Source organism: Actinomadura sp. WMMA1423 (genome assembly GCF_006547145.1).
In the GTDB taxonomy this organism is placed as follows: domain Bacteria; phylum Actinomycetota; class Actinomycetes; order Streptosporangiales; family Streptosporangiaceae; genus Spirillospora.
Genome location: NZ_CP041244.1, coordinates 2,761,336 through 2,786,727 on the forward strand (window position 1 = coordinate 2,761,336; position 25,392 = coordinate 2,786,727).

Genomic DNA, 25,392 nt, shown 5'->3' on the forward strand with positions numbered 1-25,392 from the left:
CCCACGAGCCCCAGTCCCCGGCCGGCCTGCCGGAGCCCCCTCCTGGCCCGGTGCCCCGGGAAGAGCCCCTCAGCGAGATACCGTCGGACGCCGTTCCGGCGCCCTCCGAACCCGTACCGGACGCGTTCGACCCGGAGACCCCGCGAGACCCGCACTGGTTCAAGACGGCGGTGTTCTACGAGGTGTCGGTCCGGGGGTTCGCCGATTCCAACGACGACGGGTACGGGGATCTGCGCGGGCTGATCTCCAAGCTGGACCATCTGCAGTGGCTGGGCATCGACTGCCTGTGGCTGCTGCCCATCTACCAGTCACCGCTCAAAGACGGCGGCTACGACATCGCCGAGTACACGAAGATCCTGCCCGACTTCGGGGAGCTGGGCGATTTCGTGGAACTCATCGAACAAGCCCATGCGCGCGGCATCCGGGTGATCGCGGATCTGGTGATGAACCACACCTCCGACCAGCACCCCTGGTTCCAGGCGTCGCGGACCGACCCCCAAGGGCCGTTCGGGGACTTCTACATGTGGGCCGACGACGACACCGGCTACCCCGACGCCCGGATCATCTTCGTCGACACCGAGTCCTCCAACTGGACCTACGACCCCGTCCGCGGCCAGTACTACTGGCACCGCTTCTTCTCCCACCAGCCCGACCTCAACTACGACAACCCCGACGTCCAGGACGCCATGCTGGAGAACCTGCGGTTCTGGCTCGACCTGGGCATCGACGGATTCCGCCTGGACGCCGTCCCCTACCTGTACGCCCGCGAAGGCACCAACTGCGAGAACCTCCCCGAAACCCACGCCTACCTCAAACGGGTCCGCGCCGAGGTCGACCGCCTCTACCCCGACCGCGTCCTGCTCGCCGAGGCCAACCAATGGCCCGCCGACGTCGTGGAGTACTTCGGCGACCCCGCCGCCGGCGGCGACGAATGCCACATGGCCTTCCACTTCCCCGTCATGCCCCGCATCTTCATGGCCGTGCGCCGCGAGCAGCGCTACCCCATCTCCGAGATCATGGCCCAGACCCCCAAGATCCCCGACAACTGCCAATGGGGCATCTTCCTGCGCAACCACGACGAACTCACCCTGGAGATGGTCACCGACGAAGAACGCGACTACATGTACACCGAATACGCCAAAGACCCCCGCATGAAAGCCAACATCGGCATCCGCCGACGCCTGGCCCCCCTGCTCGACAACGACCGCAACCAACTCGAACTGTTCACCGCACTCCTGCTGTCCCTGCCAGGCTCCCCCGTCCTGTACTACGGCGACGAGATCGGCATGGGCGACAACATCTGGCTCGGCGACCGCGACGCCGTCCGCACCCCCATGCAATGGACCCCCGACCGCAACGCCGGCTTCTCCACCTGCGACCCCGCACGCCTGTACCTGCCGGTCATCATGGACCCCATCTACGGCTACCAGGCCGTCAACGTCGAAGCCCAGACCAACAACCCCGGATCCCTGCTCCACTGGACCCGCAAAATGATCGAGATCCGCCAGCGCCACCCCGTCTTCGGCGTCGGCTCCTACGTCGAACTGTCCGCCTCCAACCCCTCCGTCCTGGCCTTCACCCGCGAGATCAACGGTGGGGACGCCAACCAGTGGGGCGGCACGAACACGGTCCTCTGCGTGAACAACCTGTCCAGGTTCCCCCAGCCGGTCGAACTGGACCTGCGGCGCTTCCGGGGCTCGTCGCCGATCGAGTGCATGGGCGGCGTCCAGTTCCCCGCCATCGGCGACCTGCCCTACCTGCTGACCCTGCCCGGCCACGGCTTCTACTGGTTCCTGCTCCCGCCGCCGCCGGACGAGCGGGAGCAGGGCGAGGGAGTGATGTGACCGTGGAGCCGTCCGACCTGCCGACCGGCGACTCCCTCGTCCGGCTCCTGTCCGGCTGGCTGCCCAGGCAGCGCTGGTTCGGCGGCAAGGACGGCCCCATCCACGACCTCGCCATCGGCACCGCCACCGAACTCCACCCCGGCGACCCCGCCCTGCACCACCTCATCCTCGACGTCCGCCAGGACGGCGCCACCGACCACTACCAGCTTCTCCTCGGCGTCCGCCGTGAGCTGCCCGGCCATCTGGCGTCCGTCGCGATCGGCCGGCTGGAGGACCCGGAGCAGGGGATCACCGGATACGTCTACGACGCCGCGCACGACACGGAGCTGACGCGACCGCTGCTCGCCCTCATGGCGGACGACCGGACGGTCGGGCCGCTGACCTTCTGCCGCGCCCCCGGCACCGGCATCCGCACGGACGTGGAGGGCACGCCGATCGGGGCCGAGCAGAGCAACACCTCACTGATCTTCGGCGACGCCTACATCTGCAAGCTGTTCCGCCGCCTGTCCCCCGGCGTCAGCCCCGACCTGGAGGTCAACCTCGCGCTCTCCCGGCGGGGCTGCGAGCACGTCCCGAGCGTGCACGGCTGGATCGAGCTGGAGCCGGGCGCGCTGGGGGCCGCGGCCGCCCCGGAGGGCGGCGCGGACCCCGGCTGGGACGAGCCGGTCACGCTCGCGCTGCTGTCGGAGTTCCTGCGCACCGCGACCGACGGCTGGCAGCTCGCGCTCACCAGCGTGCGCGACTGGTTCGCGCAGCCGGCGCCGCCGGGACCGCCGTCCGAGGGCGGCGCCGACGACCCGGGGGCGGCGGGCGGCGACTTCGCCGCCGAGGCCGAGCGGCTCGGCGCGGCCACCGCCGAGGTGCACCGCGACCTCGCCGCCGCGTTCGGCGTGACGCAGGCGCCGCCCGAGCTGATGCGCAGGATCGTCTTCGGGATGCACGAGCAGCTCGACCAGGTCGCCGCGGCCGTCCCGCAGCTGCGCCCGTACGCCCCCGCGATCCGCGAGGTGTTCGACCGGGTCTCCGCGGAGGCGGTCCCGCTGCCGTTCCAGCGCGTGCACGGCGACTACCACCTCGGGCAGGTCCTGCGGACCGACTCCGGGTGGACGCTGCTCGACTTCGAGGGCGAGCCGGCCCGCTCGCCCGCCGAGCGCCGGGCGCCCGCGCACCCGCTGCGCGACGTCGCCGGGATGCTCCGCTCGTTCGAGTACGCCGCGCGGTTCCTGCTGGTCCGGGACGCGGACCTGCCGCCGCGCACGGCGGACGCGCTGGAGCTGCGCGCCCAGGCGTGGGCCGAGCGGAACCGGGCGGCGTTCTGCGCCGGCTACGCGGCCGCGGGCGGGCCCGATCCGGAGGCGCACGCGGCCCTGGTCCGGGCGTTCGAGTTCGACAAGGCGGTCTACGAGATCCGGTACGAGGCGAGCAACCGGCCGTCCTGGCTGCCCGTCCCGCTGCGCTCCCTGGCCCGGCTCGCGGGCTGACCGGCGGGTCACAGGTCGATGGAGTAGTCGAGGACGACCCGGTCGGCGGGCAGCACGATGTCGCGGCAGACCTCCATGACGCCGGCGCGCGTCAGCATCCTGCGGGTGATGGCGAGCACCGGCACCCCGCCCGTCATGTTCAGGGTCTCGGCCTCCTCCGGGGTCGGCATGCGCGAGCGGACGGCCTCCTCGACGCGCGTGGGCGGGTGCCCGAGGTAGACCAGCTGCGCGAGCGTCCCGCCGGGCCACGGCTCGCGCGCCGGGTCGGCGACGGGCGTGCCGCCGACCACGTCCCACGGCAGGTAGTTCACCGAGATCTGCTGCGGCTCGTCGCGCGCGTAGAAGACGAACCGGCGGCGCAGCAGCTCGGTGCCGGACGGCAGCTCGAACAGCGCGCCCAGGTCGTCGTCGGCCCGGACGCGGGAGAACTCCCTGTCGAGCCGGTACTCCTCCCAGCTGATCCGCTGGTCGCGGGTGAACGTGGTCTCGGGCACCGCCATCGGCTCGGTCACCACGCGGTAGCGCTCCATCGCCACGCGGCGCGCCGGCGGGACGACCCGCACGAGCGTGCCGCCGCCGCGGCGGGTCTCCACCAGCCCTTCCCCGCGCAGCAGCGCGACGGCCTGCCGCACGACGATCTCCGAGACGGCGTGGGCGTCGCAGAGCTCGGCGATGGTCGGCAGCCGCGTCCCCGGGGGAAGGCTGCCGTCCCGGATCCCCTCTCGCAGGGTGTCGGCGATGCGCAGGTAGGCGGGACGCTCCGGCACCGGCGTCACCTCCCTCTCCTCGGGCGCACCCCCCGGACCACGGCCTGCCGCGGCATTCGGACAGCGTTCGACGCCGCGTTCGATCCTGCGCGTCCCTCCTGTCATCCATACCTTCCGGGCGCTATCCGCGGGGGCACGGTCCGCTTACGGACAGCTTGACACCTCTCAGGCCGAGTAAGACTTTTGTATACAGAAGCGCGGCCCCGGGGAAGGGACGACCTTGATGGGCGACTTCGAGGATCTGAAGGCGGCCATCGAGGGCGAGTTTCCGGGTTGGCAGGTGTGGCGCAGCGACGCGGGACGCTGGTACGCGACCCGCAGCGGCGACCTCACCGACGCCCAACTCCAGGCGGGATGTGCGATGACGGTGGCCGCGGACGACTCGGAGGGACTCCGCCGGATGCTGCTCGACCAGACGCGGGGGGAGGCCGGAGACCGGTGACGCGAGGCAGGGGAGGCGGGGCCGCCCGGCCCGCGTGCGGGGGCGGGCCGGGCTGGGACATTCCGGTACGGAAGGTACCTGTGTCGCTCAGGTGACACAGGAATGAGGCCCTGGGCGGTGGGGTCGGGGTCACCCCTGGGGCGAGGTAGACGTGGCCGCACGGACGGCGCATTCGGCGCGACCCCACGACGAAGAGTCGTGCCGTCCGTGCGGCCGCAACACTCGCACACGAACCGCTCCCCCGGGCGGACGGCGGCCGTCTCGCGGCCGACTCCCGCACGTGAGGCGCAGCCCGCGAAAACAGGTGGGCCGCTCATGTGAGAGCGCCGCTTCTCGGGGCACCCTCAATGGGTAAAACGGCTCAGTGACGGGAGGCCATGACGTCATGGCACGGGTGACGCGCGCGGAGATCGATCGACTCGTCGGCGGCGACCACCATGATCCGCACGGCGTCCTCGGGGCGCATCCCGGCCGGGACGGGGTGACGGTGCGGGCGTTGCGCCCGCTCGCCGAGAAGGTCGAGGTCGTCCTTCCGAACGGCGACCGGCACCCGCTCCGGCACTTCCACCAGGGACTGTTCTCCGGAACGCTGCCCGCCGGGGCCTCCCTCGCGGGCACCGGAGAGGAGCGGGCGCCCCTCGCCGTCCCCGACTACCGGCTCGCCGTCACCTACGGGGACGGCGCCGAGTCGATCCAGGACGACCCCTACCGGCACCTCCCGACGCTCGGCGAACTCGACCTGCACCTGATCGGCGAGGGCCGGCACGAGGAGCTGTGGCGCGCGCTCGGCGCCCGCGTCCGCTCCTACGCCTCCGCGTTCGGCACCGTGACCGGGACGGGCTTCGCGGTGTGGGCCCCCACGGCGCGGGGCGTGCGCGTGGTCGGCGACTTCAACCACTGGGACGGCCGCGCGCACCCGATGCGGTCGCTCGGCTCCACCGGCGTCTGGGAGCTGTTCGTCCCGGGCGTCGGCGCCGGCACCTGCTACAAGTACGAGATCCTCGGCGCCGACGGCGTGTGGCGCGCCAAGGCCGACCCGATGGCGCAGGCCACCGAGCGCCCGCCCGCGACGGCGTCCCGCGTCTTCACCTCCTCCTACGAGTGGGAGGACGGCGCGTGGATGGACTCGCGCAAGGAGCGCGACTGGCTGCACGAACCCATGAGCGCCTACGAGGTGCACCTCGGGTCGTGGCGCCCCGGGCTCGGCTACAGGGAGCTGGCTGAGGAACTGACGCAGTACGTCAGCGAGATGGGCTTCACGCACGTGGAGCTGCTGCCGGTCACCGAGCACCCCTACGGCCCGTCATGGGGCTACCAGGTGACGTCCTACTACGCCCCCACGGCGCGGTTCGGCGACCCCGACGACTTCCGGTACCTCATCGACCGCCTCCACCAGGCGGGTATCGGCGTCATCATGGACTGGGTCCCCGCCCACTTCCCCAAGGACGAATGGGCGCTGGCCAGGTTCGACGGCACCCCCCTCTACGAGCACGAGGACCCGAAGCGCGGCGAGCAGCCCGACTGGGGGACGCTCGTGTTCAACTTCGGGCGCGCCGAGGTCCGCAACTTCCTGGTGGCGAACGCGTCGTACTGGCTGGAGGAGTTCCACATCGACGGCCTGCGCGTGGACGCCGTCGCCTCGATGCTGTACCTCGACTACTCGCGCAAGGAGGGCGAGTGGTCGCCCAACATCTACGGCGGGCGGGAGAACCTGGAGGCCATCTCCTTCCTCCAGGAGATGAACGCGACGGTCTACAAGCGCAGCCCCGGCATCATGACGATCGCGGAGGAGTCGACGGCGTGGCCCGGGGTGACCCGGCCGACCCATCTCGGCGGGCTCGGTTTCGGGTTCAAGTGGAACATGGGGTGGATGCACGACACGCTCGAATACCTGCGCCACGAGCCGGTGTTCCGCAACTACCACCACAACGAGATCACCTTCTCGCTGGTGTACGCGTTCTCCGAGAACTACGTCCTGCCGCTGTCGCACGACGAGGTCGTCCACGGCAAGGGCTCGCTGCTGAGCAAGATGCCGGGCGACGCGTGGCAACAGTTCGCGGGGCTGCGCGCGCTGCTCGCCTACATGTGGTCGCATCCCGGCAAGCAGCTGCTGTTCATGGGCCAGGAGTTCGGGCAGGGCGCCGAGTGGGCGGAGGAGCGCCCGCTGGACTGGTGGCTGCTGGACAACGCCGCCGAGGGCGCCAACCACCTCGGGCTGCAGAAGCTCGTCCGCGACCTGAACCACGCCTACCGGTCCGAGCCCGCGCTGTGGACGCGCGACAGCGACCACGACGGGTTCCGCTGGATCGACGGCAACGACGCGGGCGGCAACACCCTGTCCTACCTGCGGTACGGGACCCCCCGGGAGGGCGGCGAGCAGCCCGTCGTGGCGTGCGTCGTCAACTTCTCAGGGAGCCCGCACGAGAACTACCGCGTGGGCCTGCCCCAGGTGGGCCGCTGGCGCGAACTCGTCAACACCGACGCCTACGACTACGGCGGCAGCGGCGTGGGCAACCTCGGCGTCGTGGAGGCGACCCCCGAGCCGTGGCACGGCCTTCCCGCGTCCGCGCAGATGCGCGTCCCGCCCCTGGGGGCGGTGTGGCTCGTCCCTGAATAGGGTGACGGAATGCGCCTGCACATCGTCCCCGGACAGTTCATGGTGGAGCACTTGCCGCACGCGACGTTCCCCGAGGACGACGAGTGGGTCGCGCTCATCCGCGCCCCCGAGGGCCTCACCGTGATCCGGGACGCGTCACCGTTCGCCGAGACGGAGCGGTGGGTCGGCTTCTACGGCGACACGGCCCACGGCCTCGACACGCCCGGCATGCTCGCCGGGGTCGTGGGGCCGCTGGCAGAGGCCGGGGTGCCCGTCTTCGTCGCCTCGACGTACCACTCCGACCTCGTGCTGGTCCCGGAGCACCGCTCGAAGGAGGCGACGGAGGCGCTGCGCGACGCCGGCCACCGCGTGGAGAACTAGGTCCTGTCCCGAAGCGGCCTCGGCCACGCGCGCGAACGCGTGACCTGCCCGGTGCCGCGAAGCCGGAGGCGAGCGGCACCGGGCAGATCGCGAAGCGATGCCGCGTTCGCCCAGGCACGGTCACGTAGCGAGCCGCCAGGCGAGCGAAGTGGGCCGGGACCGTTGAAACACAGACTAGAGGCGGTCTAGGAGCCAGCGGGGGCCGGTGACGGCGGCGCCCGCCGCCTCGCAGCGGGCGCGCAGCTCCCGGTCGGCCGTGACGACGAGGTGGGCCTCCCCCGGCTCGCCCCGCCGGACGAGGTCGACGATCGCGTCGTCGCCGCTGCCGGGCGCGGCCACGACGCGCAGGCCGTCGGCCGGCTCGTCGGCGACGCCGCGCGCCGCGCCCTCGACGACGAGCACGACCTCCGGGTAGCAGCGGTCGTAGGGGAACAGGCCGCTCGGCAGGCCGTGCACGCCGCCGTCCAGGCGCTTCAGGTCGTCGCGGAGCCGCGCGTTCGCGCCCGCCCTGTCCTTCCACCAGCCGTCGGCGCGGGCGCCGACGACGTTCGCCGCGTCCACGACGAGGACGAGCTCCTGCATCGCGTTCCGCAGGCGGGGCCAGGAGCGCGCGAAAGGCTCGAACAGGTTGCGGTCGGTGACCTCTTCCGCGCGCACCCACTCGGCCTTGCGCGTCTCCCGCGACGCGGGCAGCACCCGCGCGCGCTCGGGCAGCGATCCCACGATGGAGGTGAAGGACCAGCCGCCGTGGTCTTCGACGGCCGTCCCGTGGACGGTGACCGTCGCCGTGTCGAGCGTGCATTCCTCGGACGTCTCGCGGAGCGCGCCGGAGACGACGTCCTCATGGCTATGCAGCGCGCCCCCGAACATGCCCCACGTCCCGCCGCCGAGGCCCCACCACGCGCGCTGCTGGAGCAGCACCCACACCTGGCCGGAGGGCTCGCGGTGGTAGGCCAGCAGACCCGCGGCGCCGAACCGCCCCCAGTGCGTGTGCCCCAACTCGCAGGCGGCCCAGCCGTCCCCGTCTCCCATGCGTCCGACGATAGCGCCGCGCACCCGTGCCGGCGGCCGGAGCCGTGACGAAGGGCACAGCGCCGCCACCCGGTCCTCACCCCGCTCGCCGAATAGCATTCGGGGGTCATCGTGATCAGGGAGAATGGTGTGAGCGTCGAGGCGACCCCGCAGGCCCACCGGCCGGCCGAGGCCCACCCGGAGGCCGCCGGCCTGTGGAACGCGCTGTCGGGCGCCGAGCTGATCCAGGCGATCGCGGACGGGCGCTTCCCGCAGCTCACCGACATCAACGACTTCATCGGGCAGGACATCACCTCCGCCGAACCGGGCCGGGTCTCCATCGCGTGGACGCCCGGTGAGCGGCTCTGCAACCCCGGCGGCACCGTGCACGGCGGCTACATCGCGATGATCCTCGACAACGCGGTCTGCCTCGCGGCGAGCAGCACCGGCGAGCACTTCATGCCGATGCTCACGCTCAACCTGAACGTCGACTACCTGCGCGGCGTCCGGGCGGGCGAGACCTACACGGTGACCGGGACGTGCGTGCACCCCGGCGGCACGCGCATGGTCTCCAACGCCGTGGTCGCCGACGAGCGCGGCCGCCCGGTCGCGCAGGCGTCGGCCAGCGTCATCCCCAACAAGGCGTTCGCGCGCTGACCCCCTCCCCCGCGCTGATCCGCGCCACGAGCGGGGGCCGGCGGGGGTGTCCGGAACGGGCGCGGGCGAACGCATAGGCTGGGGGCCATGGTGGATCCCGGCACAGTCGTCAACGTGATCAAACAGGCCCGCGACCGGCGGACGGCCCCGCTGATCCTCGAACTGGACCTCACCGAGGGCATCGTCGAGACCGCGCCGTCCGACCCCGTCTCGGCGATCCTGTCCATGCGCCGGACGAGCCTGCGCGACGTCCTGGACGGGCTGCGCCGCGCCCGCTCCGACAGCCGGGTGCGCGCCCTCGTCGTGAAGGTCACCGGCACCGTCGGGCTGGCGCTCGCCCAGGAGCTGCGCGAGGCCGTCCAGGGCCTGCGGGACGCGGGCAAGCTCACCGTCGCCTGGGCCGAGACGTTCGGCGAGGGCGGCCGCGGCACCGTCCCCTTCTACCTGGCCACCGGGTTCGACAAGGTCTACCTCCAGCCCACCGGCGAGGTCGGGCTCACCGGCGTCGCGCTGGAGGAGCCGTTCTTCGCCGGGGCGCTGGAGAAGGCGGGCGTCCGCCCGCGGTTCGCCAAGCGCTACGAGTACAAGACCATGGCGAACACGTTCATGGAGAAGACCTACACGCCCGAGCACGAGGAGTCGTCGCAGCGCCTCGTCGCCTCGCTCGGCGAGCAGATCACCGCCGGGATCGCCGCCGCCCGCGGCCTGCCGGAGGACAAGGTCCGCGAGCTCACCGACCGCGGCCCGCTGCTGGCCGCCGAGGCGCTGGAGGCGGGCCTCGTCGACGGCCTCGCCTACCGCGACGAGGTCTACGGCGGCCTGCGCGAGGAGTTCGGCGAGGAGGCGCAGCTGCGCTTCGTCTCCCGCTACAACCGCGCGCACGGCCTCGCGGGCCGCCTCCCGCAGCCCGGCAGGCAGGACGTGGTCGCGTTCATCAACGGGCAGGGCCCGATCCGGCTCGGCCGCAGCGGCCGCGGCGGCCCGCTGCCGAACTCGGGCCCCGCGATGGGCTCGGACACGGTCGGCGCCGCGTTCCGCTCCGCGGTGAAGGACGACCGGGTCAAGGCGATCGTGTTCCGCGTCAACAGCCCGGGCGGGTCCGCCGTCGCCTCCGACGCGATCTGGCGCGAGGTCGTCCTCGCCCGCCGCGCCGGCAAGCCCGTGATCGTCTCCATGGGCAACGTCGCCGCGTCCGGCGGCTACTACGTCTCGATGGCCGCCGACACGATCGTGGCGCAGCCCGGCACGATCACCGGCTCGATCGGCGTCGTGGTCGGCAAGGCCGTGGTGAACGACCTGCTGGAGCGGGTCGGCATCGGCCTCGGCTCGGTCGCCGACGGCGACCACGCCCGCATGTTCAGCGCCACCAAGGACTTCAGCGACTCCGAGTGGGAGCGCGTCAACGCCTCCCTCGACCAGATCTACGACGACTTCACCTCCAAGGTCGCCGAGGGCCGCGACCTGACCCGCGAGCGCGTCCACGAGCTGGCCCGCGGCCGGGTCTGGACGGGCGCCGACGCCCGCGAGCGCGGTCTCGTCGACGAGCTCGGCGGCATCGACCTGGCCCTGGAGATCGCCCGCAAGAAGGGGGGCCTGGCCTCCGACGCCCCGGTCCGGCTCTACCCGCACGCCTCGCCGCTGGAGCGGCTGCGCCCGCCGGAGTCGAGCGAGGACCGCGCCGCCGCGTCCGCGCGCCTGGACGGGTGGGGCTCGCTCGGCGGCCTCGCCGCGCGGCTCGGCCTGCCCGCCGCCGGCCCGCTCACCCTGCCCGGCTCGTGGGAGATCCGCTGAGCGCGGGCACCGCCGGATTCGTCGAGGCCGTCGCGGGCTTCGCCACGGGCGTGGTCGTGCTGACCGTCCGCGACGGCCGCGACGACCTCGGCACCACGGTCACCTCGTTCATGTCGGTGTCGCTGGAGCCGCCGATGGTCGTGGCGAGCGTGGCGACCTCGTCCTACCTCACCGAGGTGCTGGGCCGAAGCCCGCGCTGGGCCGCGACGGTCCTGTCCGGGGCGCAGCGCGCGCTGGCGGGCCGGTTCGCCGCCGAGGGCCGCCCGAGCGCCCGCATCCTGCTGGCGAGCGAGCCCCACCACCGCGGCGAGCACTCCGGGGCCCTCGTCCTCGACCAGGGCGTCTCGGCCCTGGAGTGCGAGACCCGCCAGAGCGTCGAGGCGGGCGACCACACCCTCTTCGTCGCCGAGGTCGTCTCGACCGACTACGTCAGCGCCGGGCAGACCCCCCTCGTGAGGGTCGCCCGGCGCTATCTGCCCGTCTAGGGCCGCCCGTCTACGACTTCGGGAAGCGCTCCAGGAAGCCGCGCAGGTCGTCGGCGTGCTCCTCCTCCTGCGCGAGGATCTGCTCGAAGACGCGCTTGGTGGTGGGGTCGCCGTCGCCGAGCCACTGGATGATCTCGGTGTAGGACGCGATGGCGATCCGCTCCGCCACCAGGTCCTCCTTGAGCATCTCCACGAGGTCGAGGCTGGCGTTGTACTCGGCGTGCGCCCGGGTGGAGAGGGTGTCGGGGGAGAAGTCGGGCTCCCCGCCGAGCTGGACGATCCGCTCCGCCAGCATGTCGGCGTGCTGCTGCTCCTCGGCCGCGTGCTCGAGGAACTCGCTCGCGACGGTCTCGGCGTGGATCCCGGTGGCCGTGTAGTAGTGCCGCTTGTACCGCAGCACGCACACGATCTCCGTCGCCAGGGCCTCGTTGCAGACCTGGATCACGCGCTCCAGGTCCGCGCCGTAGGCCTCGGTGATCGGGCCTTTATCGATCTCCTGCCGAGCACGCTCGCGCAGGGTCTTGATGTCCGTCAGGAACTCCGCCATCTAGGGGCCTCCACAGTCGACTATTGGATGTCGTCTACCCGGCGCCCGTGCTTCCACACGGCGTGTGTCAGGGGCACTCCCGGCCGGTATGCGAGGTGGATGTAGGACGGCGCGTCGAGGACGTGGACGTCGGCGCGGGCTCCCGGCGCGAGGTGCCCCACGTCGGTGCGGCGGAGGGCGCGGGCACCGCCCGCCGTCGCCGACCAGACGGCCTCGGCGGGCGTCATGCGCATGTCGCGGACGGCCACGGCGACGCAGAACGCCATGCTGGAGCTGTAGCAGGATCCGGGGTTGCAGTCGGTGGCGAGGGCGACGGTGGCCCCGGCTTCGAGCAGGCGGCGGGCGTCCGGGTAGGGCTGGCGGGTGGAGAACTCGACACCGGGCAGGAGCGTCGCGACCGTCCGGGACGAGGCGAGGGCGTCCACGTCGGCGTCGCTGAGGAACGTGCAGTGGTCGGCGGACGCGGCCTCCAGCTCGACCGCGAGCCGCACGGCGGGGCCCTGCGTGAGCTGGTTCGCGTGGAGGCGCGGCGACAGGCCCGCCTTGACGCCCGCCGTGAGCACCTCCCGGGCCTGGTCGGCGTCGAAGGCGCCCTCCTCGCAGAAGACGTCCACCCAGCGGGCGTGCGGGGCGCAGGCGGCGAGCATGTCGGTTGCGGCGAGGCGGGCGTACCCGGCGGCGTCGCCCGCGTACTCGGCCGGGACGACGTGGGCGCCGAGGTAGGTCACCTCGTCGGCGTACTCGGCGGCGATGCGCACGGCGCGCGCCTCCTGCTCGACCGTGAGGCCGTAGCCGGACTTGCACTCGACCGTCGTGACGCCCTGGCGGGCCATCTCCTCCACGAGCCGGCGCACGTTGGCGCGCAGCTCGTCGTCGGACGCGGCGCGCGTGCGCTCGACGGTCGTGCGGATGCCGCCCGCCGCGTACTTCTCGCCGCTCATCCGGGCGGCGAACTCCTCGGCGCGCTCGCCCGCGAAGACCAGGTGGGCGTGGGAGTCCACGAAGCCGGGCAGCACCGCCCGCCCCCCGGCGTCGAACGACTCGTCGGCGGCGGGGGCGCGGGAGGACGGGCCCGTCCACGCGACCGCGCCGTCCTCGATCACCAGCGCCGCGTCGCGGACGACGGCCAGGCCGTCCCCCACGGCGGGGTCGTTGGTGACGAGCTCCCCGATGTTGGTGATGACCGTGCTCACCGGGGCAGGATCTCACGCGGGGCGGGTCTCGTGCGGGGCACGGGTCTCACGCGGCGGGCGGGCCGGCGGTGACGGCGGCGATGGACTCGGCGAGCGCCGCGGGCACGTCCTCGACCAGCAGGTGCCGGCCGTCGTGGACGACCTGGCGGCCGGAAACGACGACGTGCCGCACGTCGGCGGCGGTGGCGGCGAACACGGCGGCCTCGGCGGCGTGGTCCGGGGCGGCGCCCGCGGTGCGGACCGAGTCGAGGGCGACGGTGACGAGGTCGGCGTAGGCGCCGGGTTCCAGCCGCCCCGCCTCGGGCCAGCCGAGCCCGGAGTGTCCGTTGGACGTGGCGGCGGCGAGCAGTTCCCCGGCCGTCCAGTGGCCGCGGGCCCGGGTGCGGAGTCGCTCGTCCAGCTCGACCGCGCGGGCCTCCTCGAACAGGTCGACGACGGCGTGCTGGTCGGAGCCGAGGCAGATCGGGGAGCCGGCGTCCGCCAGGTCGCGGGCGGGGCCGATGCCGTCGGCGAGGTCCCGCTCGGTGGTCGGGCACATGCACACGCCGGTGGTCGTCGCCGCCAGCAGGCCGATGTCCTCCTCGGTGAGATGCGTCGCGTGGACGGCGGTGGTGAGCGCGCCGAGCGCCCCGGCCTCGGCGAGCAGGCGCGCCGGCGTCATGCCGTAGGCGTCCAGGCAGCCGCGGTTCTCGGCGGGCTGCTCGGACAGGTGGACGTGCAGCGGCGCGCGGCGCTCCCGCGCCCACGACGCGACGGCGTGCAACTGCTCGCGCGGCACCGCGCGGACCGAGTGGATCGCGGCGCCGACGCGGGCGTGGAGCCGCTCCGCCTTGCCGGTCTGCTCGTACAGGCTGTCGACGCGGCGCACCCAGTTGCCGGCGGTGCCGTCCCCGAACCGGAGCTGCGGCCCGGCGAGCGGGCGGCCGATGCCGCCGGTCAGGTAGCAGGCGTCGAGGAGGGTGATCCGGATGCCCGCGTCGGCCGCGGCGGCGATCAGCGCCTCGCCCATCGCGTTCGGGTCCCCGTAGGGGGCGCCGCCCGGCCGGTGGTGCAGGTAGTGGAACTCGCCGACGCAGCTGATCCCGGCGAGGGCCATCTCGGCGAACACCGCCGTGGCGAGGGCGCGGTAGGAGTCGGGGTCGAGCCGGTCGGCGACCTGGTACATCTGCTCGCGCCACGTCCAGAACGTCCCGGAGTGCGCCTGGACGCGGGAGCGGAGCGCGCGGTGGAACGCGTGGGAGTGGGCGTTGGCGAGACCCGGCAGGGTCAGGCCGGGGAGAGGGATGGCGCCCGGCGCGGCCGGGACTCCGGGGGTGACGCGGGTGATCCGCTCGCCGTCGGCCTCGATGAGCACGTCGGCCGCGACGCCGTCGCCTAGCCAGGCGAACTGGGCATGCCACTGCATGGTCGGCTTCCTACCCGCGCGCCAGGTCGTCCAGTACCGCGGCGAGGGCCTCGACCCCGGCCAGGCAGTCGGCCGGCTCGGCGAACTCCTCGGGGGCGTGCGACACCCCGGTCGGGTTCCGCACGAACAGCATCGCCGTCGGCAGCCGCGCCGACAGGACGCCCGCGTCGTGCCCGGCGCCCGTCGGCAGGACGGGGGCGCCGCGCAGCGCCGCGCGGACGCGGTCGCGAAGCGCCACGTCGAAGTCGACGATCTCGGTGTAGGACTCCTCGGCAAGGTCGACGCTGACCCGGTGCGGGCGCGCCGCGATCCGCGCGGCCTCGTCGACCTCCTTCACGGTCCGGCGGACGGCGTCCTCGGCGGGGCCCCGGGCGTCCAGCCAGGCGGTCACGGCAGAGGGGATCGCGTTGACGCCGTTCGGCTCGACCCGGACCTTCCCCACCGTCGCGACGGTCCCGTTGCGCTCGGCGGCCTCGCGCGCGGCGAGGACCATGTGCGCGAACGGCAGCATCGGGTCGCGCCGGTCGGGCAGCCCGGTCGTCCCGGCGTGGTTGCCCTCGCCCGCGAAGCCGAACCGCCACCGGCCGTGCGGCACGATCGCGCTCGCGACGCCGACCGGCTCCTCCAGCGCCCTGCCCTGCTCGACGTGGAGTTCGACGTAGCAGGAGATCCGCCCGAGGAGGTCCTCGTCGGGGCCGATGGCGTGCGGGTCGAGCCCGGCGTTGTGCACGACCTCGGCGAAGGTGTGCCCGTCCGCGTCGGTGAGGCCGCGCGCCCTGGCCGGGTCGATCGCGCCGGCCAGCAGCCGGGAGCCGAGGCACGCCACCCCGAACCGCGCGCCCTCCTCCTCGGCGAACGCCCCGATGCCGATCGGGCGCGCGGGCCGGACGCCGCGCTCGCGGAGCACGTCGACCGCCGCGAACGCCGAGACGACGCCGAGCGGCCCGTCGAACGCTCCCCCGCCGGGCACGGAGTCGAGATGGCTGCCGGTGAGGACGGCGCCCGTGCGGGTCCCGTCCTCGGGGTACCACCAGGCGACCATGTTCCCGTTGGGGTCGTGTTCGACGTCGAGGCCGCGGCGCCGGGCCTCGTCGGCGAACCAGGCGCGGCACTCCAGCTCGGGCGGCGTCCACGCGAACCGGTGGTAGCCGCCGGTCGCCGCGTCCCGCCCGACCGGCAGCAGTTCCGCCCACATCTCCTCGAAGCTCATGCCGCGCCTCTCACGACCGCATGGGGATGCGCACGCCGCGCTCGTCGGCGACCTCGGCGGCCCGCTCGTAACCCGCGTCGACGTGCCGCATGACGCCGGTGCCGGGGTCGTTGGTCAGGACGCGCTGGAGCTTCTCCCCGGCGAGGGCCGTGCCGTCGGCGACGCACACCTGCCCGGCGTGGATGGAGCGGCCGATGCCGACCCCGCCGCCGTGGTGGACGGACACCCAGGTCGCGCCGGAGGAGGTGTTGAGCATGGCGTTCAGCAGCGGCCAGTCGGCGATCGCGTCCGACCCGTCCTTCATGCCCTCGGTCTCCCGGTACGGGCTGGCGACCGAGCCGCAGTCGAGGTGGTCGCGGCCGAGCACGATCGGCGCGCTGATCTCGCCCCGCGCGACCAGGTCGTTGAACACCTCGCCCGCCCTGTCGCGCTCGCCGTAGCCGAGCCAGCAGATCCGCGACGGCAGGCCCTGGAAGTGGACCTTCTCCTTCGCCATCCGGATCCACCGGGTCAGCGGCTCGTTGTCGGGGAACAGGTCGAGGATCGCCTGGTCGGTTCGGGCGATGTCCTTCGGGTCGCCCGACAGCGCCGCCCACCGGAACGGGCCCTTGCCCTCGCAGAACAGCGGCCGGATGTAGGCGGGCACGAACCCGGGGAACTCGAACGCGCGCGCGTAGCCCGCGAGCTGCGCCTCGCCGCGGATCGAGTTGCCGTAGTCGAACACCTCGGCGCCCGCGTCCTGGAAGCCGACCATCGCCTCGACGTGGACGGCCATCGAGGCGCGCGCCTTGGCGATGAACCCGTCGCGGTCCTTGTCGCGCTCGGCGGCCATGTCCTCGAACGCGACGCCCCGCGGCAGGTACATCAGCGGGTCGTGGGCGCTGGTCTGGTCGGTGACGATGTCGATCGGGGCGCCGCGCCGCAGCAGTTCGGGGACGATGTCGGCGGCGTTGCCCAGCACCGCGATCGACAGCGGCCGGCGCTCGGCCCTGGCCTCCTCGGCGAGCCGCAGCGCCTCGTCCAGCGAGCCGGCCTGAACGTCGCAGTAGCGGTGCGCCACCCGCCGCTCGATCCGGGACGGATCGCACTCGACGCAGATCGCGACGCCGCCGTTCATCGTGACGGCGAGGGGCTGCGCGCCGCCCATCCCGCCGAGCCCGGCGGTCAGCGTGATCGTCCCGGCGAGGGTGCCGCCGAACCGCTTCTCGGCGACGGCGGCGAACGTCTCGTAGGTGCCCTGGAGGATCCCCTGCGTCCCGATGTAGATCCACGACCCGGCGGTCATCTGCCCGAACATCGTGAGGCCGAGCGACTCCAGGCGGCGGAACTCCTCCCACGTCCCCCACTGAGGGACGAGGTTGGAGTTCGCGATGAGCACGCGCGGCGCCCACTCGTGCGTCCGGAAGATCCCGACCGGCTTGCCGGACTGGACGAGCAGCGTCTCGTCGCCCTCCAGGTCGGACAGCGACCGGATGATGCCGTCGAAGGCGTCCCAGTTGCGGGCCGCCTTGCCCGACCCGCCGTAGACGACCAGCTCGTCCGGGTGCTCGGCGACCTCGGGGTCGAGGTTGTTCTGGATCATGCGCAGGGCGGCCTCCTGCGGCCAGCCCTTGGCGGCGGTCAGCGAGGTGCCGCGCGGCGCGCGGACGGGACGGGGACCGGACATGTTCGACTCCTTCAGGACAGCGGGCCGGTGACGGCCTCGGCGGCGGCGACCAGTGAGCCGTCCCGGACCAGCGCGGTCGCGGCGGCGATCTCGGGGGCGAGGTAGCGGTCCGGGCCGGGCGGCGGGACGGCCTCGCGCAGCCTGGCGACCACGGCGGCGGTGGCCGGGCCGGGACGCAGCGGGGTGCGCAGCTCCAGCGCCCGCGCGGCGGTGAGGATCTCGACGGCGACCACCTGGGCGAGGCCGTCCACGGCGCGGCGCAGCTTGCGCGCCGAGCTCCAGCCCATCGAGACGTGGTCCTCCTGCATCGCCGAGCTCGGGATCGAGTCGGCGCTCGCCGGGACGGCGAGGCGCTTCAGCTCCGACACGATCGCGGCCTGCGTGTACTGGGCGATCATGTGGCCGGAGTCGACGCCGGGGTCGTCGGCGAGGAAGGCGGGCAGCCCGGCGGAGCGCCCCTTGTCGAGCATCCGGTCGGTGCGGCGCTCGGACATCGAGGCGACGTCGGCGGCCGGGACGGCGAGGAAGTCCAGCACGTAGGCGACCGGAGCGCCGTGGAAGTTGCCGTTGGACTCGACCCGCCCGTCCGGCAGGACGACGGGGTTGTCCACGGCGGACGCCAGCTCCCGCCCCGCGACGAGTTCGGCGTGCGCGAGCGTGTCGCGGGCGGCGCCGTTCACCTGCGGGGCGCAGCGCAGCGAGTAGGCGTCCTGCACGCGGGTGCAGTCGGGGCCGCGGTGCGACTCCATGATCTCCGAGTCGGCCAGCAGCGCCCGCAGGTTCGCGGCCGAGGCGGCCTGGCCGGGGTGGGGCCGCAGGTTCTGCAGGTCGGCGGCGAAGACGCGGTCGGTGCCGAGCAGCGCCTCGACGCTCATCGCGGCGGCGAGGTCGGCGGCGGTGAGCAGCCGCCGCAGGTCGTTGATGGCGAGGACGAGCATGCCGAGCATCCCGTCCGTGCCGTTCAGCAGGGCCAGGCCCTCCTTGGCGCCGAGCTCGACCGGCGTGATGCCCGCGTCGCGCAGGGCGTCCGCCGCCGGCCTCAGCTCGCCGGAGGCGTCCCTGACCGACCCCTCGCCGATCAGCGCGAGGGCGACGTGGGCGAGCGGCGCCAGGTCGCCGGAGCAGCCGAGGCTCCCGTACTCGAAGACCTGCGGGGTGATGCCCGCGTTGAGCAGCTCGGCCAGGGTCCCGGCGGTGACGGGCTGGACGCCGGTCCGTCCCGTGGCGAGCGTCCGCAGCCTGAGCAGCATCAGCGCCCGGACGACCTCCCGCTCGACCTCGGCCCCCGACCCCGCCGCGTGCGAGCGGACGATGTTCAGCTGGAGCTGCGCCCGCATCTCGGGCGCGATGTGCCGGGTGGCGAGCGCCCCGAAGCCCGTCGAGACGCCGTAGACCGGCGTCGGGCGGGCCGACAGCTCCTCGATGTGGGCCCGGGCCTCACCGATCAGCTTCAGCGCCTCGCCGGACAGCGCGACCCTGGCACCGTCCCGCGCGACCGCCACGACCTGCTCGAAGGCCAGCGGTTCCGGCCCGACCTCCACGCCTGCGTGCCCCATACCAAAACCCCTACCCACCAAACCCATACCCACCATTGGAGCGCGTCCGGGGCCGCGGCCCCAGCCCCCGGCCGCGCTCTTTGTCTCGTATACGAGACAATCGGAGCATGAGCCAGGTCCCGGCCGCCCGCCGCGCGCTGGCGGTGCTGCGCCTCCTGGCGGGGGCGCCCGGCCCCCTGCCCGCCTCGGCGATCGCCCGCTCCCTCGGGCTGCCGCGCTCCAGCGCCTACCACCTGCTGACCGCGATGGCCGAGGACGGCTTCGTCACCTACATCCCCGAGGAGCGCCGCTGGGGCCTCGGGGTCGCCGCCTTCGAGATCGGCTCCGCCTACCTGCGCCACGAGCCCCTGGAGCGCCTTGCCCGCCCCCTGCTGCGCCGCCTGGTCGACCGCGTGGGCGAGATCGCGCAGCTCGGCGTCCTGCACGGCGCGGAGACCCTCTACCTGCTGAAGGAGCAGCCGCCCCGGCACGCCACGCTGGTCACCGACGTGGGCGTCCGCATGCCCGCCCAGCTCACCGCCAGCGGCCGCTCGATCCTGGCCTACCTGCCGCCCGCGCAGGTGAGGGCCCTGTTCCCGGGCCGCTTCGTGGACCGCACCGGCCGGGGCCCCTCCACCCTGCGCGACCTGCGCCGCACCCTCGCCGAGGACGCCCGCCGGGGCTGGGCGGCCGAGGACGGCCACATCACCGAGGGGTTCGCCAGCATCGCCGCCTGCGCCTTCGACCACACCGGCCGCCCCACCGCCGCGATCACGGTGACGTTCCGCCGTGAAGACCACCCCGAACCCGGGTGGCCCGCCCTGGCCGACCAGGTCCGCACCACGGCCGCCGCCCTCACGACCCGCCTGACCGGCCGTCCCCCGGCCTGACCGCTACGCGCCGAAGCGGTCGGCGACCAGCCGGTCGGCCCAGCGGCGCAGCGCCTCCTCCACGGGCGGATGGCTCAGGCCCGCCTCCCTGGCCAGCGCGTCGGCCGAGGACGTGTCGTACCGCTCCTCCGACAGGAAGGAGAGCGTCTCGGGTTCGACGCCGGTGAGCGCGCGCGGCAGCCGCCGCACCAGCCCGACCGGCAGTACCACCCGCGGCGGGCGGACGCCCAGGTGCCGCGCCAGGAGGCCGACCAGCTCGGGCAGGTTCGGCGTCGCGTCGTCCAGGATCCAGTGCGCGCGGTACGGCCCCGCGTCGTGCTCGGGGACGGCGGCCATGAACCGGGCCAGGTGATCGACGGTGACCACGGGCACGAACGTGCGCCGCGAACCGGCCAGCGCGGGCAGGCGCCCGGCGTGGAGATCGCGCACCGTCCCGGCCAGTCCGATGTACTGCCCGGCCTCGCCGGTGGCCGAGTGCCCGATCACGGTCGCCGGATGGACCGCCGTGAGGGGGACGCCCACCTCGTCCGCGACCGCCCGTACCGCCGCGTCCCCTTCGAGCTTGGACGCCTCGTACGCACCGAGGCGCCGGTACAGCGCGTCCAGCTCCCTCGCGGGCACCGGATGGGTGAGCACGCCGGCAGAGGCGACGCGGTAGCCGGAGACGTGGACGAGACGCTGCAGCCGGGGGCGTTCGGCCGCCCACCGCACGACGTTCACGGCGCCATCGACGTTCGCTCGCCGAGCCTCATCGCGCTCCAGCCCGAACCGGAACAGGGCGGCGGCGTTGAAGACGTCCCGCACGCTCTCCAGGGGTTCGCCGCGTTCCCCGGCCAGCCCCAGATCCGGCCGGGTGATGTCGGCGTCCACGACCAGCAGCCTCCGGTCGTCGACGCCGCGCTCCCGCAACCACTCGCGCAGCTCACCGCCGCGCTCGGCCCCGTCCCGCACGGCCACGGCGACCGTCCGCCCCCGGCCCAGCAGCTCCGCCGCCAGCCACCGCCCAATGAACCCCGTGGCCCCGAAGACCAGGGCATCGGCGGACCCGCCCTCGTTGAACGCCATGTCGAAAAACTAGACCGGTCTACCTATTGTGTCGAGTCGCCTTCTCCCGGCAGCGGGACGATGCGCCTCAGGATTCGGCGTCGGTGGCCCGGTGGCGCCGAGGCAGCCCGGCCGGCTCCTGGAAGGACCCTCCGAACACCGGAGGCGGGGACGGAGCCTGAGAGGGGAGGCTTTCGCCCGGGGATCCGGGCGCGGGGGCGGGGGCGGGGTCGCCTTCCGGCGCCGGGGGCAGGACGTCCTCGGGCCCTCCGACGAGGGGCGGTTCGAGGGTGGCCAGGCCGTCGACGATGAGCGTGGCCAGGTCGCTCATGACGGGGAACAGGCCGCGTCCGAGCGCGAAGGCGATGTCGCGCGGCGTGCGGCGGCCGTTGACCTTGGCGAGCAGTTCCCCGCGCTGCGCGTTGACGTGCACGGACTCGACGGGCTGCTTGCTCCGCGGCCTCGACCGCACGGACAGGCCGAGCGCGGTCCAGGACCGGGCGAGGTCGAGCCGGCGGCGGATCTCCCGGGCGGCCCGTTCGGCGTCCAGCCCGGGGTCGGCCGCGAGCAGCGGCGCGGGATCGCCGGGGTCGGCGGTGCAGGTGCGGACCCCGCACAGGGCCATGGCGAAGAGCGCGTCGGCGACCGCGGCACGGGTGACGACCTGCACCCCGGCGTCGCCGAGCAGGCCGCGCACGACCAGCTCGCGCTCCAGCCTGCCCTCCGGCGCTCCGGCGGTGAAGGCGGCGCTCCATTCGGCCTCGCTGACCCGCCCCGATCGCAGCAGCAGCGGCTCGGGCCCCGGCGCGGCGGGGGTGGAGGCGGCCACCACCAGACCGTCGCGCATGCTCACCGAGCCTCCCGGCGTCCCGTCCATCCGCAGCGTTCCGGTGAATCCCTGCCGCCCGCGCCGGGTCAGTGCCGAGATCAGCACCCCCGCGTGGTCACGCCCGTCTTCACCCGGTGGCTGCGTATCTGCTGCCATCTGTCCCTTCTCACCTTCTTTGACGGCGCCGGATGCCCCTTTTGAGTCTGGCCGCGCCATCGGATCGGCGGAATCCGAGGTTTCCCGGTTGTGGAAGCCCGATCGCGGGATACATTAGCGTCCGAAACAAGCAATATGTCGGGAGTGGGATGAACATCGAAACGGCGCTCAAGGAAGCGATGGCCATCGACGGCGCGATCGGCGTGGCCCTCGTCGACTACGACAGCGGCATGTCCCTGGGGGCGCTGGGAGGCGGCCAGGACCTCGACCTGGACGTCGCGGCCGCCGGCAACACCGAGGTCGTGCGGGCGAAGGTCCGCACCCTGGAGTCGCTGGCCATCGACGACTCCATCGAGGACATCCTCATCACCCTGCAGCGGCAGTACCACCTGATCCGCATCCTCGGCCGCGGCCACGGCCGCCTGTTCCTCTACCTCGCCCTCACCCGGGAACGCGCCAACCTGGCCCTCGCCCGCCACCACCTGCGGCGCATCGAGGCCGAACTCAGCATCTGAGCGCGTCTCCGACACGGGGCGTTTGAGGGGGAACGGGAATGCGCGAATCCGTGCTGGCGGAACTCCAGACACTGCGCGGAAAGGTCGTGGGCGTCACGGACGCGGCGGTGGCGTCGGTGGACGGCATGCTGGTCGCGTCCGACACCGACGAGGTCCGGCCCGACGTGCTGGCGGCGCTGGCCGCGGCCTCGCTCGGCCTCGGCCGCAGCGCGGGGAACGAGGTCGGCATGGGTGAACTGCGCGAGGTCGTCACCCGGTGCCAGAGCGGCCACATCGTGGTCTATGCCATCCGGCACACGGGGCTGCTCGTCGTACTGGGCGACGAGGGGCTGGACATCGCCGACCTGCATCTCCAGTCCCGGGCCACCGTGGACCGGCTCGGCACCATTCTCGAACAGAACTGACCCCGCCTTTCCCGGCACCGGCTCTCTCCGGCACCGGCTCCTCCGAACCGGCGCGGCCGAGGCGCCCGCGGTGAGCGGGCATCATGGCCTGTCATGGAACCGGTGCCACAGCTCGAATCCGCGGTCATGCTCGTCACGGGCATCATGGCGTCCGGGAAGTCCACCGTCGCCCAACTGCTGGCAGAGCGGCTCCCGCGGTCCGTCCACCTGCGGGGGGACTCCTTCCGGCGGATGATCGTGTCGGGCCGCGAGGAGATGACGTCGGAGCCCACTCCCGAGGCCGTGGAGCAGCTGCGCCTGCGCTACCGGGCGTCCGCCACGGTCGCGGACCTGTACGCGCAGGCCGGATGGACCGTCATAGTCCAGGACGTCGTTCTCGGCGGATTCCTTGACGACTACGTCGCCGCGGTGACCACGCGCCCGATGTACGTGGTCGTCCTGGCACCGGACCCCGAGGTGGTCGCAGCCCGCGAAGCGGGCCGCGGCAAGCGCGGTTACGGCGACGCCTGGACGGTCCGCGCTCTCGACGCCGGCCTGCGCCGGGAGACCCCGCGCCGCGGCCTCTGGATGGACACCTCCACCCAGACACCCGACCAGACCGTGGACGCGATCCTCACCGACCTCCCCAAAGCCCAGATCCACGACCAATGACCCGCCTGGGCGGCCGGCCTACGCCCTGAAGGGAGCTAGCGATGTCGGCCGACTGAGGCGTACGTGCGGGGAAAGGTGGCGCGGAGGGTGCGCGATTCCGGGGTGCCCGTCCAGGACCAGGTGGCGGCTATGGCGTCCACGGTGAGCAGGCCGCGACCGCCCTCCTCCAGTTCGGCCAGCGGACGCAGCTTGGGTTCTCCGGGGCCGCCCTGGTCGGTGACGTAGACGATCACACCGGCGACGTCCATGCTGATGTCCACGGTGAAGCGGCCGCCGTCCGCGCCCGAGCGGGTGTGCTGGATCGCGTTGACGGCCAGCTCGTCCAAGACGAGGAGGATGTCGTCCAGGGCCGGGAAGTCGGCCAGGAGGTGCGCGGCGAAGGCCCGGACGCGGCGGATCTGGTCCGGTCTGCCCCGGAATTCCCGTCGCCAGTACATCGGAGCTTCATGCCTGGCGGGAACGGAAGCGGCCAGCAGCATCGATCACCTCTCGGGGACGGCGAGTCATCGGCCGTTCCATGTTCGGCGACCGCGCCACTCCGGTTGGGAAAAGCGGCAGGCCGACAGGCCCCCCGAGGGTGCGGCACTCCCCCGCTGCGCACGTTCACCTTCGTTTACGTAAACGAGCGGAACGGTTCGCCGTACGCGCGTTCGCCTGCGGAACGCCACCGGAAGAAGCATTGACCTCCCACTTTGCTCGTTCGAGGGCGCGGCTATCGATGACACGCTCGGAGATCACGTGGTAACACAGAGTGGAGTCGCCGCTCCCCGGTCGGCGCCGCCCCCATCAAGGAGGTCTGCATGACCAGCCCATTCGTGCGCCGCCGCCGTCTCGCCACCGAACTGCGGGCCCTCCGCGAGCAGAGCGGCATGACGGGCGACGAACTGGCCCGCCGCATCTACCGCTCGCGAATGACGGTGTCGAAATTAGAGAACGCCCGCTGCCGCCCCGACACCCGCGACATCGTGAAGATCCTCCGCGTCCTCGGCGTCACCGGCGAGAAGTTCGACGAGATCCACCAGATAGCCTGCGACGCCTCCGAACGCGGCTGGTGGGACTCCTACGGCGACACCATGGGCGCGAGGCAGCGCCTGTACGCCGACTTGGAGTCGGGCGCCGCCACCATCCGCGGCTACAACCAGATGTCGGTTCCCGGCCTCGTGCAATCCGCCGAGTTCCTTCAGGCGCTCATCGATCTGGACCTCGCGGAAGGCTCCGAGCTCAATTATGTGCCCGAGAGGACCATCCAGGCTCGCCTCGAACGGCAGCACACCTTCTTTCGGACCGAGGGCCCCGCAGCCGAGATCATTCTGGACGAGTTCGTGCTGCGACGCCTCGCCGTCCCGGCAGAGACAATGGCGGCCCAGCTCCGCCACATGGTCGATGTGGTCTCCCGCCAGCCCCGCTTCACTCTTCTCGTAATGCCTTTGGACGGTCGGCTCTCCCCCGGTCGCCTGCCGCCCTCCACGTACATGATCTATGGGTTTCCCGACCCGGCAGACCCGCCCTTGGTCGTGGCCGAGAACGCGAGCACGGACCTCATCCACACGACGCCCGTGGAGGTGGCAAAGTATGAACGTCTCCACGACCGCCTCCGGGAGACCGCACTCCCCGCGCTGGAGAGTCTTTCACTCCTCGTGGACGCGGCCGATCGGCTGAGTGAAGGGGCAGGGCACGATACGTGAAGCAGCAGTACAGCGGCTGGCGTAAGTCCAGCCACAGCAACCCCGACACCGAGTGCGTCGAAGTCGGGCGTTCTTCACTGGGCAACATCGGGGTGCGTGACACCAAGCAAGGTGACGCGGGGCCCGTTCTCGACTTCACCCCCCGCGAATGGGCGGTCTTCATTTCCGCCCTCCGTTCGGAGGACTGACGGCGCGAGCCACAGGACG

25 protein-coding genes are annotated in these 25,392 nt (G+C 72.9%); 14 read left to right on the forward strand and 11 right to left on the reverse strand.

Annotation, left to right across the window (positions count from 1 at the left end; genetic code table 11):
- Positions 1–50 precede the first annotated feature (50 nt).
- Positions 51–1,844: a maltose alpha-D-glucosyltransferase gene (gene treS / locus FKD65_RS12795; protein ID WP_141577712.1), complete on the forward strand. Its 1,794-nt coding sequence runs from the start codon at positions 51–53 to the stop codon at positions 1,842–1,844.
- A complete protein-coding gene (locus tag FKD65_RS12800) occupies positions 1,841–3,325 on the forward strand; it encodes a phosphotransferase (protein ID WP_168221023.1) in 1,485 nt (494 codons plus the stop codon). The genes treS and FKD65_RS12800 overlap by 4 nt, the downstream gene beginning before the upstream one ends.
- Before the next feature lie 8 nt (positions 3,326–3,333).
- Here FKD65_RS12800 and FKD65_RS12805 read toward each other — a convergent pair whose 3' ends face one another.
- Positions 3,334–4,101, reverse strand: a complete 768-nt coding sequence (locus FKD65_RS12805) for a GntR family transcriptional regulator (protein ID WP_240810117.1) — start codon at positions 4,099–4,101, stop codon at positions 3,334–3,336.
- 214 nt (positions 4,102–4,315) lie between these two features.
- Between FKD65_RS12805 and FKD65_RS12810 the strand changes: the two genes are divergently transcribed.
- The 3 genes from FKD65_RS12810 (at position 4,316) to FKD65_RS12820 (ending at position 7,511) form a co-directional block, all read left to right on the forward strand.
- Positions 4,316–4,534, forward strand: a complete 219-nt coding sequence (locus tag FKD65_RS12810) for a hypothetical protein (RefSeq protein WP_141577713.1) — start codon at positions 4,316–4,318, stop codon at positions 4,532–4,534.
- 385 nt (positions 4,535–4,919) lie between these two features.
- Complete coding sequence (glgB, locus tag FKD65_RS12815) at positions 4,920–7,151, forward strand: 1,4-alpha-glucan branching protein GlgB (protein ID WP_141577714.1); 2,232 nt, start codon at positions 4,920–4,922, stop codon at positions 7,149–7,151.
- A 9-nt stretch (positions 7,152–7,160) separates the two neighbouring features.
- Positions 7,161–7,511 (forward strand): ACT domain-containing protein, encoded by a 351-nt coding sequence (locus tag FKD65_RS12820; RefSeq protein WP_141577715.1) that lies wholly within the window; start codon positions 7,161–7,163, stop codon positions 7,509–7,511.
- 174 nt (positions 7,512–7,685) lie between these two features.
- On the opposite strand, the gene FKD65_RS12825 is transcribed toward FKD65_RS12820, so the two are convergent.
- Complete coding sequence (locus FKD65_RS12825; protein WP_141577716.1) at positions 7,686–8,543, reverse strand: NUDIX domain-containing protein; 858 nt, start codon at positions 8,541–8,543, stop codon at positions 7,686–7,688.
- Between the two features lie 129 nt (positions 8,544–8,672).
- Between FKD65_RS12825 and FKD65_RS12830 the strand changes: the two genes are divergently transcribed.
- From FKD65_RS12830 to FKD65_RS12840, 3 genes are all read left to right on the forward strand, one after another.
- Positions 8,673–9,179: a PaaI family thioesterase gene (locus tag FKD65_RS12830; RefSeq protein ID WP_141577717.1), complete on the forward strand. Its 507-nt coding sequence runs from the start codon at positions 8,673–8,675 to the stop codon at positions 9,177–9,179.
- An 87-nt stretch (positions 9,180–9,266) separates the two neighbouring features.
- On the forward strand, positions 9,267–10,970 hold the full coding sequence (gene sppA, locus FKD65_RS12835; protein ID WP_141577718.1) for a signal peptide peptidase SppA: 1,704 nt from the start codon (positions 9,267–9,269) through the stop codon (positions 10,968–10,970).
- Complete coding sequence (locus FKD65_RS12840) at positions 10,955–11,455, forward strand: flavin reductase family protein (protein WP_141577719.1); 501 nt, start codon at positions 10,955–10,957, stop codon at positions 11,453–11,455. The genes sppA and FKD65_RS12840 overlap by 16 nt, the downstream gene beginning before the upstream one ends.
- Positions 11,456–11,465: 10 nt before the next feature.
- Here FKD65_RS12840 and FKD65_RS12845 read toward each other — a convergent pair whose 3' ends face one another.
- Genes FKD65_RS12845 through hutH form a run of 6 tightly spaced genes read right to left on the reverse strand, consistent with a single transcriptional unit; the run spans position 11,466 to position 19,032 of the window.
- Positions 11,466–12,002: a bacterioferritin gene (locus FKD65_RS12845; RefSeq protein WP_141577720.1), complete on the reverse strand. Its 537-nt coding sequence runs from the start codon at positions 12,000–12,002 to the stop codon at positions 11,466–11,468.
- A 20-nt stretch (positions 12,003–12,022) separates the two neighbouring features.
- Positions 12,023–13,195: an imidazolonepropionase gene (gene hutI, locus FKD65_RS12850; RefSeq protein ID WP_141577721.1), complete on the reverse strand. Its 1,173-nt coding sequence runs from the start codon at positions 13,193–13,195 to the stop codon at positions 12,023–12,025.
- 46 nt (positions 13,196–13,241) lie between these two features.
- Positions 13,242–14,600: a formimidoylglutamate deiminase gene (locus FKD65_RS12855; protein ID WP_141577722.1), complete on the reverse strand. Its 1,359-nt coding sequence runs from the start codon at positions 14,598–14,600 to the stop codon at positions 13,242–13,244.
- A gap of 10 nt (positions 14,601–14,610) precedes the next feature.
- Entirely contained in the window at positions 14,611–15,810 is a 1,200-nt protein-coding gene (locus tag FKD65_RS12860) for an allantoate amidohydrolase (RefSeq protein ID WP_141577723.1), read from the reverse strand.
- Positions 15,811–15,820: 10 nt separating this feature from the next.
- Positions 15,821–17,476, reverse strand: coding sequence for a urocanate hydratase (gene hutU / locus FKD65_RS12865; protein ID WP_141577724.1), 1,656 nt, complete (start codon positions 17,474–17,476; stop codon positions 15,821–15,823).
- Between the two features lie 11 nt (positions 17,477–17,487).
- Positions 17,488–19,032 carry a histidine ammonia-lyase gene (gene hutH, locus FKD65_RS12870; protein WP_141577725.1) on the reverse strand — a complete coding sequence of 515 codons (1,545 nt, stop codon included), beginning with the start codon at positions 19,030–19,032 and terminating at the stop codon, positions 17,488–17,490.
- Positions 19,033–19,139: 107 nt separating this feature from the next.
- Between hutH and FKD65_RS12875 the strand changes: the two genes are divergently transcribed.
- Positions 19,140–19,901 (forward strand): IclR family transcriptional regulator, encoded by a 762-nt coding sequence (locus tag FKD65_RS12875; RefSeq protein WP_141577726.1) that lies wholly within the window; start codon positions 19,140–19,142, stop codon positions 19,899–19,901.
- 3 nt (positions 19,902–19,904) lie between these two features.
- Here the strand turns inward: FKD65_RS12875 and FKD65_RS12880 are convergent, their stop codons facing one another.
- Positions 19,905–20,966 carry an SDR family oxidoreductase gene (locus tag FKD65_RS12880; RefSeq protein WP_141577727.1) on the reverse strand — a complete coding sequence of 354 codons (1,062 nt, stop codon included), beginning with the start codon at positions 20,964–20,966 and terminating at the stop codon, positions 19,905–19,907.
- Between the two features lie 67 nt (positions 20,967–21,033).
- On the reverse strand, positions 21,034–21,930 hold the full coding sequence (locus FKD65_RS12885) for a hypothetical protein (RefSeq protein ID WP_141577728.1): 897 nt from the start codon (positions 21,928–21,930) through the stop codon (positions 21,034–21,036).
- A gap of 149 nt (positions 21,931–22,079) precedes the next feature.
- On the opposite strand from FKD65_RS12885, the gene FKD65_RS12890 reads away from it, so the two are divergent.
- The 3 genes from FKD65_RS12890 (at position 22,080) to FKD65_RS12900 (ending at position 23,500) form a co-directional block, all read left to right on the forward strand.
- On the forward strand, positions 22,080–22,445 hold the full coding sequence (locus FKD65_RS12890; protein WP_141577729.1) for a hypothetical protein: 366 nt from the start codon (positions 22,080–22,082) through the stop codon (positions 22,443–22,445).
- A gap of 38 nt (positions 22,446–22,483) precedes the next feature.
- Positions 22,484–22,849 carry a roadblock/LC7 domain-containing protein gene (locus tag FKD65_RS12895; RefSeq protein WP_141577730.1) on the forward strand — a complete coding sequence of 122 codons (366 nt, stop codon included), beginning with the start codon at positions 22,484–22,486 and terminating at the stop codon, positions 22,847–22,849.
- Between the two features lie 93 nt (positions 22,850–22,942).
- The gene (locus FKD65_RS12900; protein WP_141577731.1) at positions 22,943–23,500 is read left to right on the forward strand and encodes an AAA family ATPase; all 558 of its coding nucleotides are present in this window, start codon (positions 22,943–22,945) and stop codon (positions 23,498–23,500) included.
- 35 nt (positions 23,501–23,535) lie between these two features.
- On the opposite strand, the gene FKD65_RS12905 is transcribed toward FKD65_RS12900, so the two are convergent.
- Positions 23,536–23,937, reverse strand: a complete 402-nt coding sequence (locus tag FKD65_RS12905) for an ATP-binding protein (protein WP_240810118.1) — start codon at positions 23,935–23,937, stop codon at positions 23,536–23,538.
- A gap of 363 nt (positions 23,938–24,300) precedes the next feature.
- On the opposite strand from FKD65_RS12905, the gene FKD65_RS12910 reads away from it, so the two are divergent.
- Entirely contained in the window at positions 24,301–25,185 is an 885-nt protein-coding gene (locus tag FKD65_RS12910) for a helix-turn-helix transcriptional regulator (RefSeq protein ID WP_141577733.1), read from the forward strand.
- The gene (locus tag FKD65_RS12915) at positions 25,182–25,373 is read left to right on the forward strand and encodes a DUF397 domain-containing protein (RefSeq protein ID WP_141577734.1); all 192 of its coding nucleotides are present in this window, start codon (positions 25,182–25,184) and stop codon (positions 25,371–25,373) included. The genes FKD65_RS12910 and FKD65_RS12915 overlap by 4 nt, the downstream gene beginning before the upstream one ends.
- Positions 25,374–25,392 lie beyond the last annotated feature (19 nt).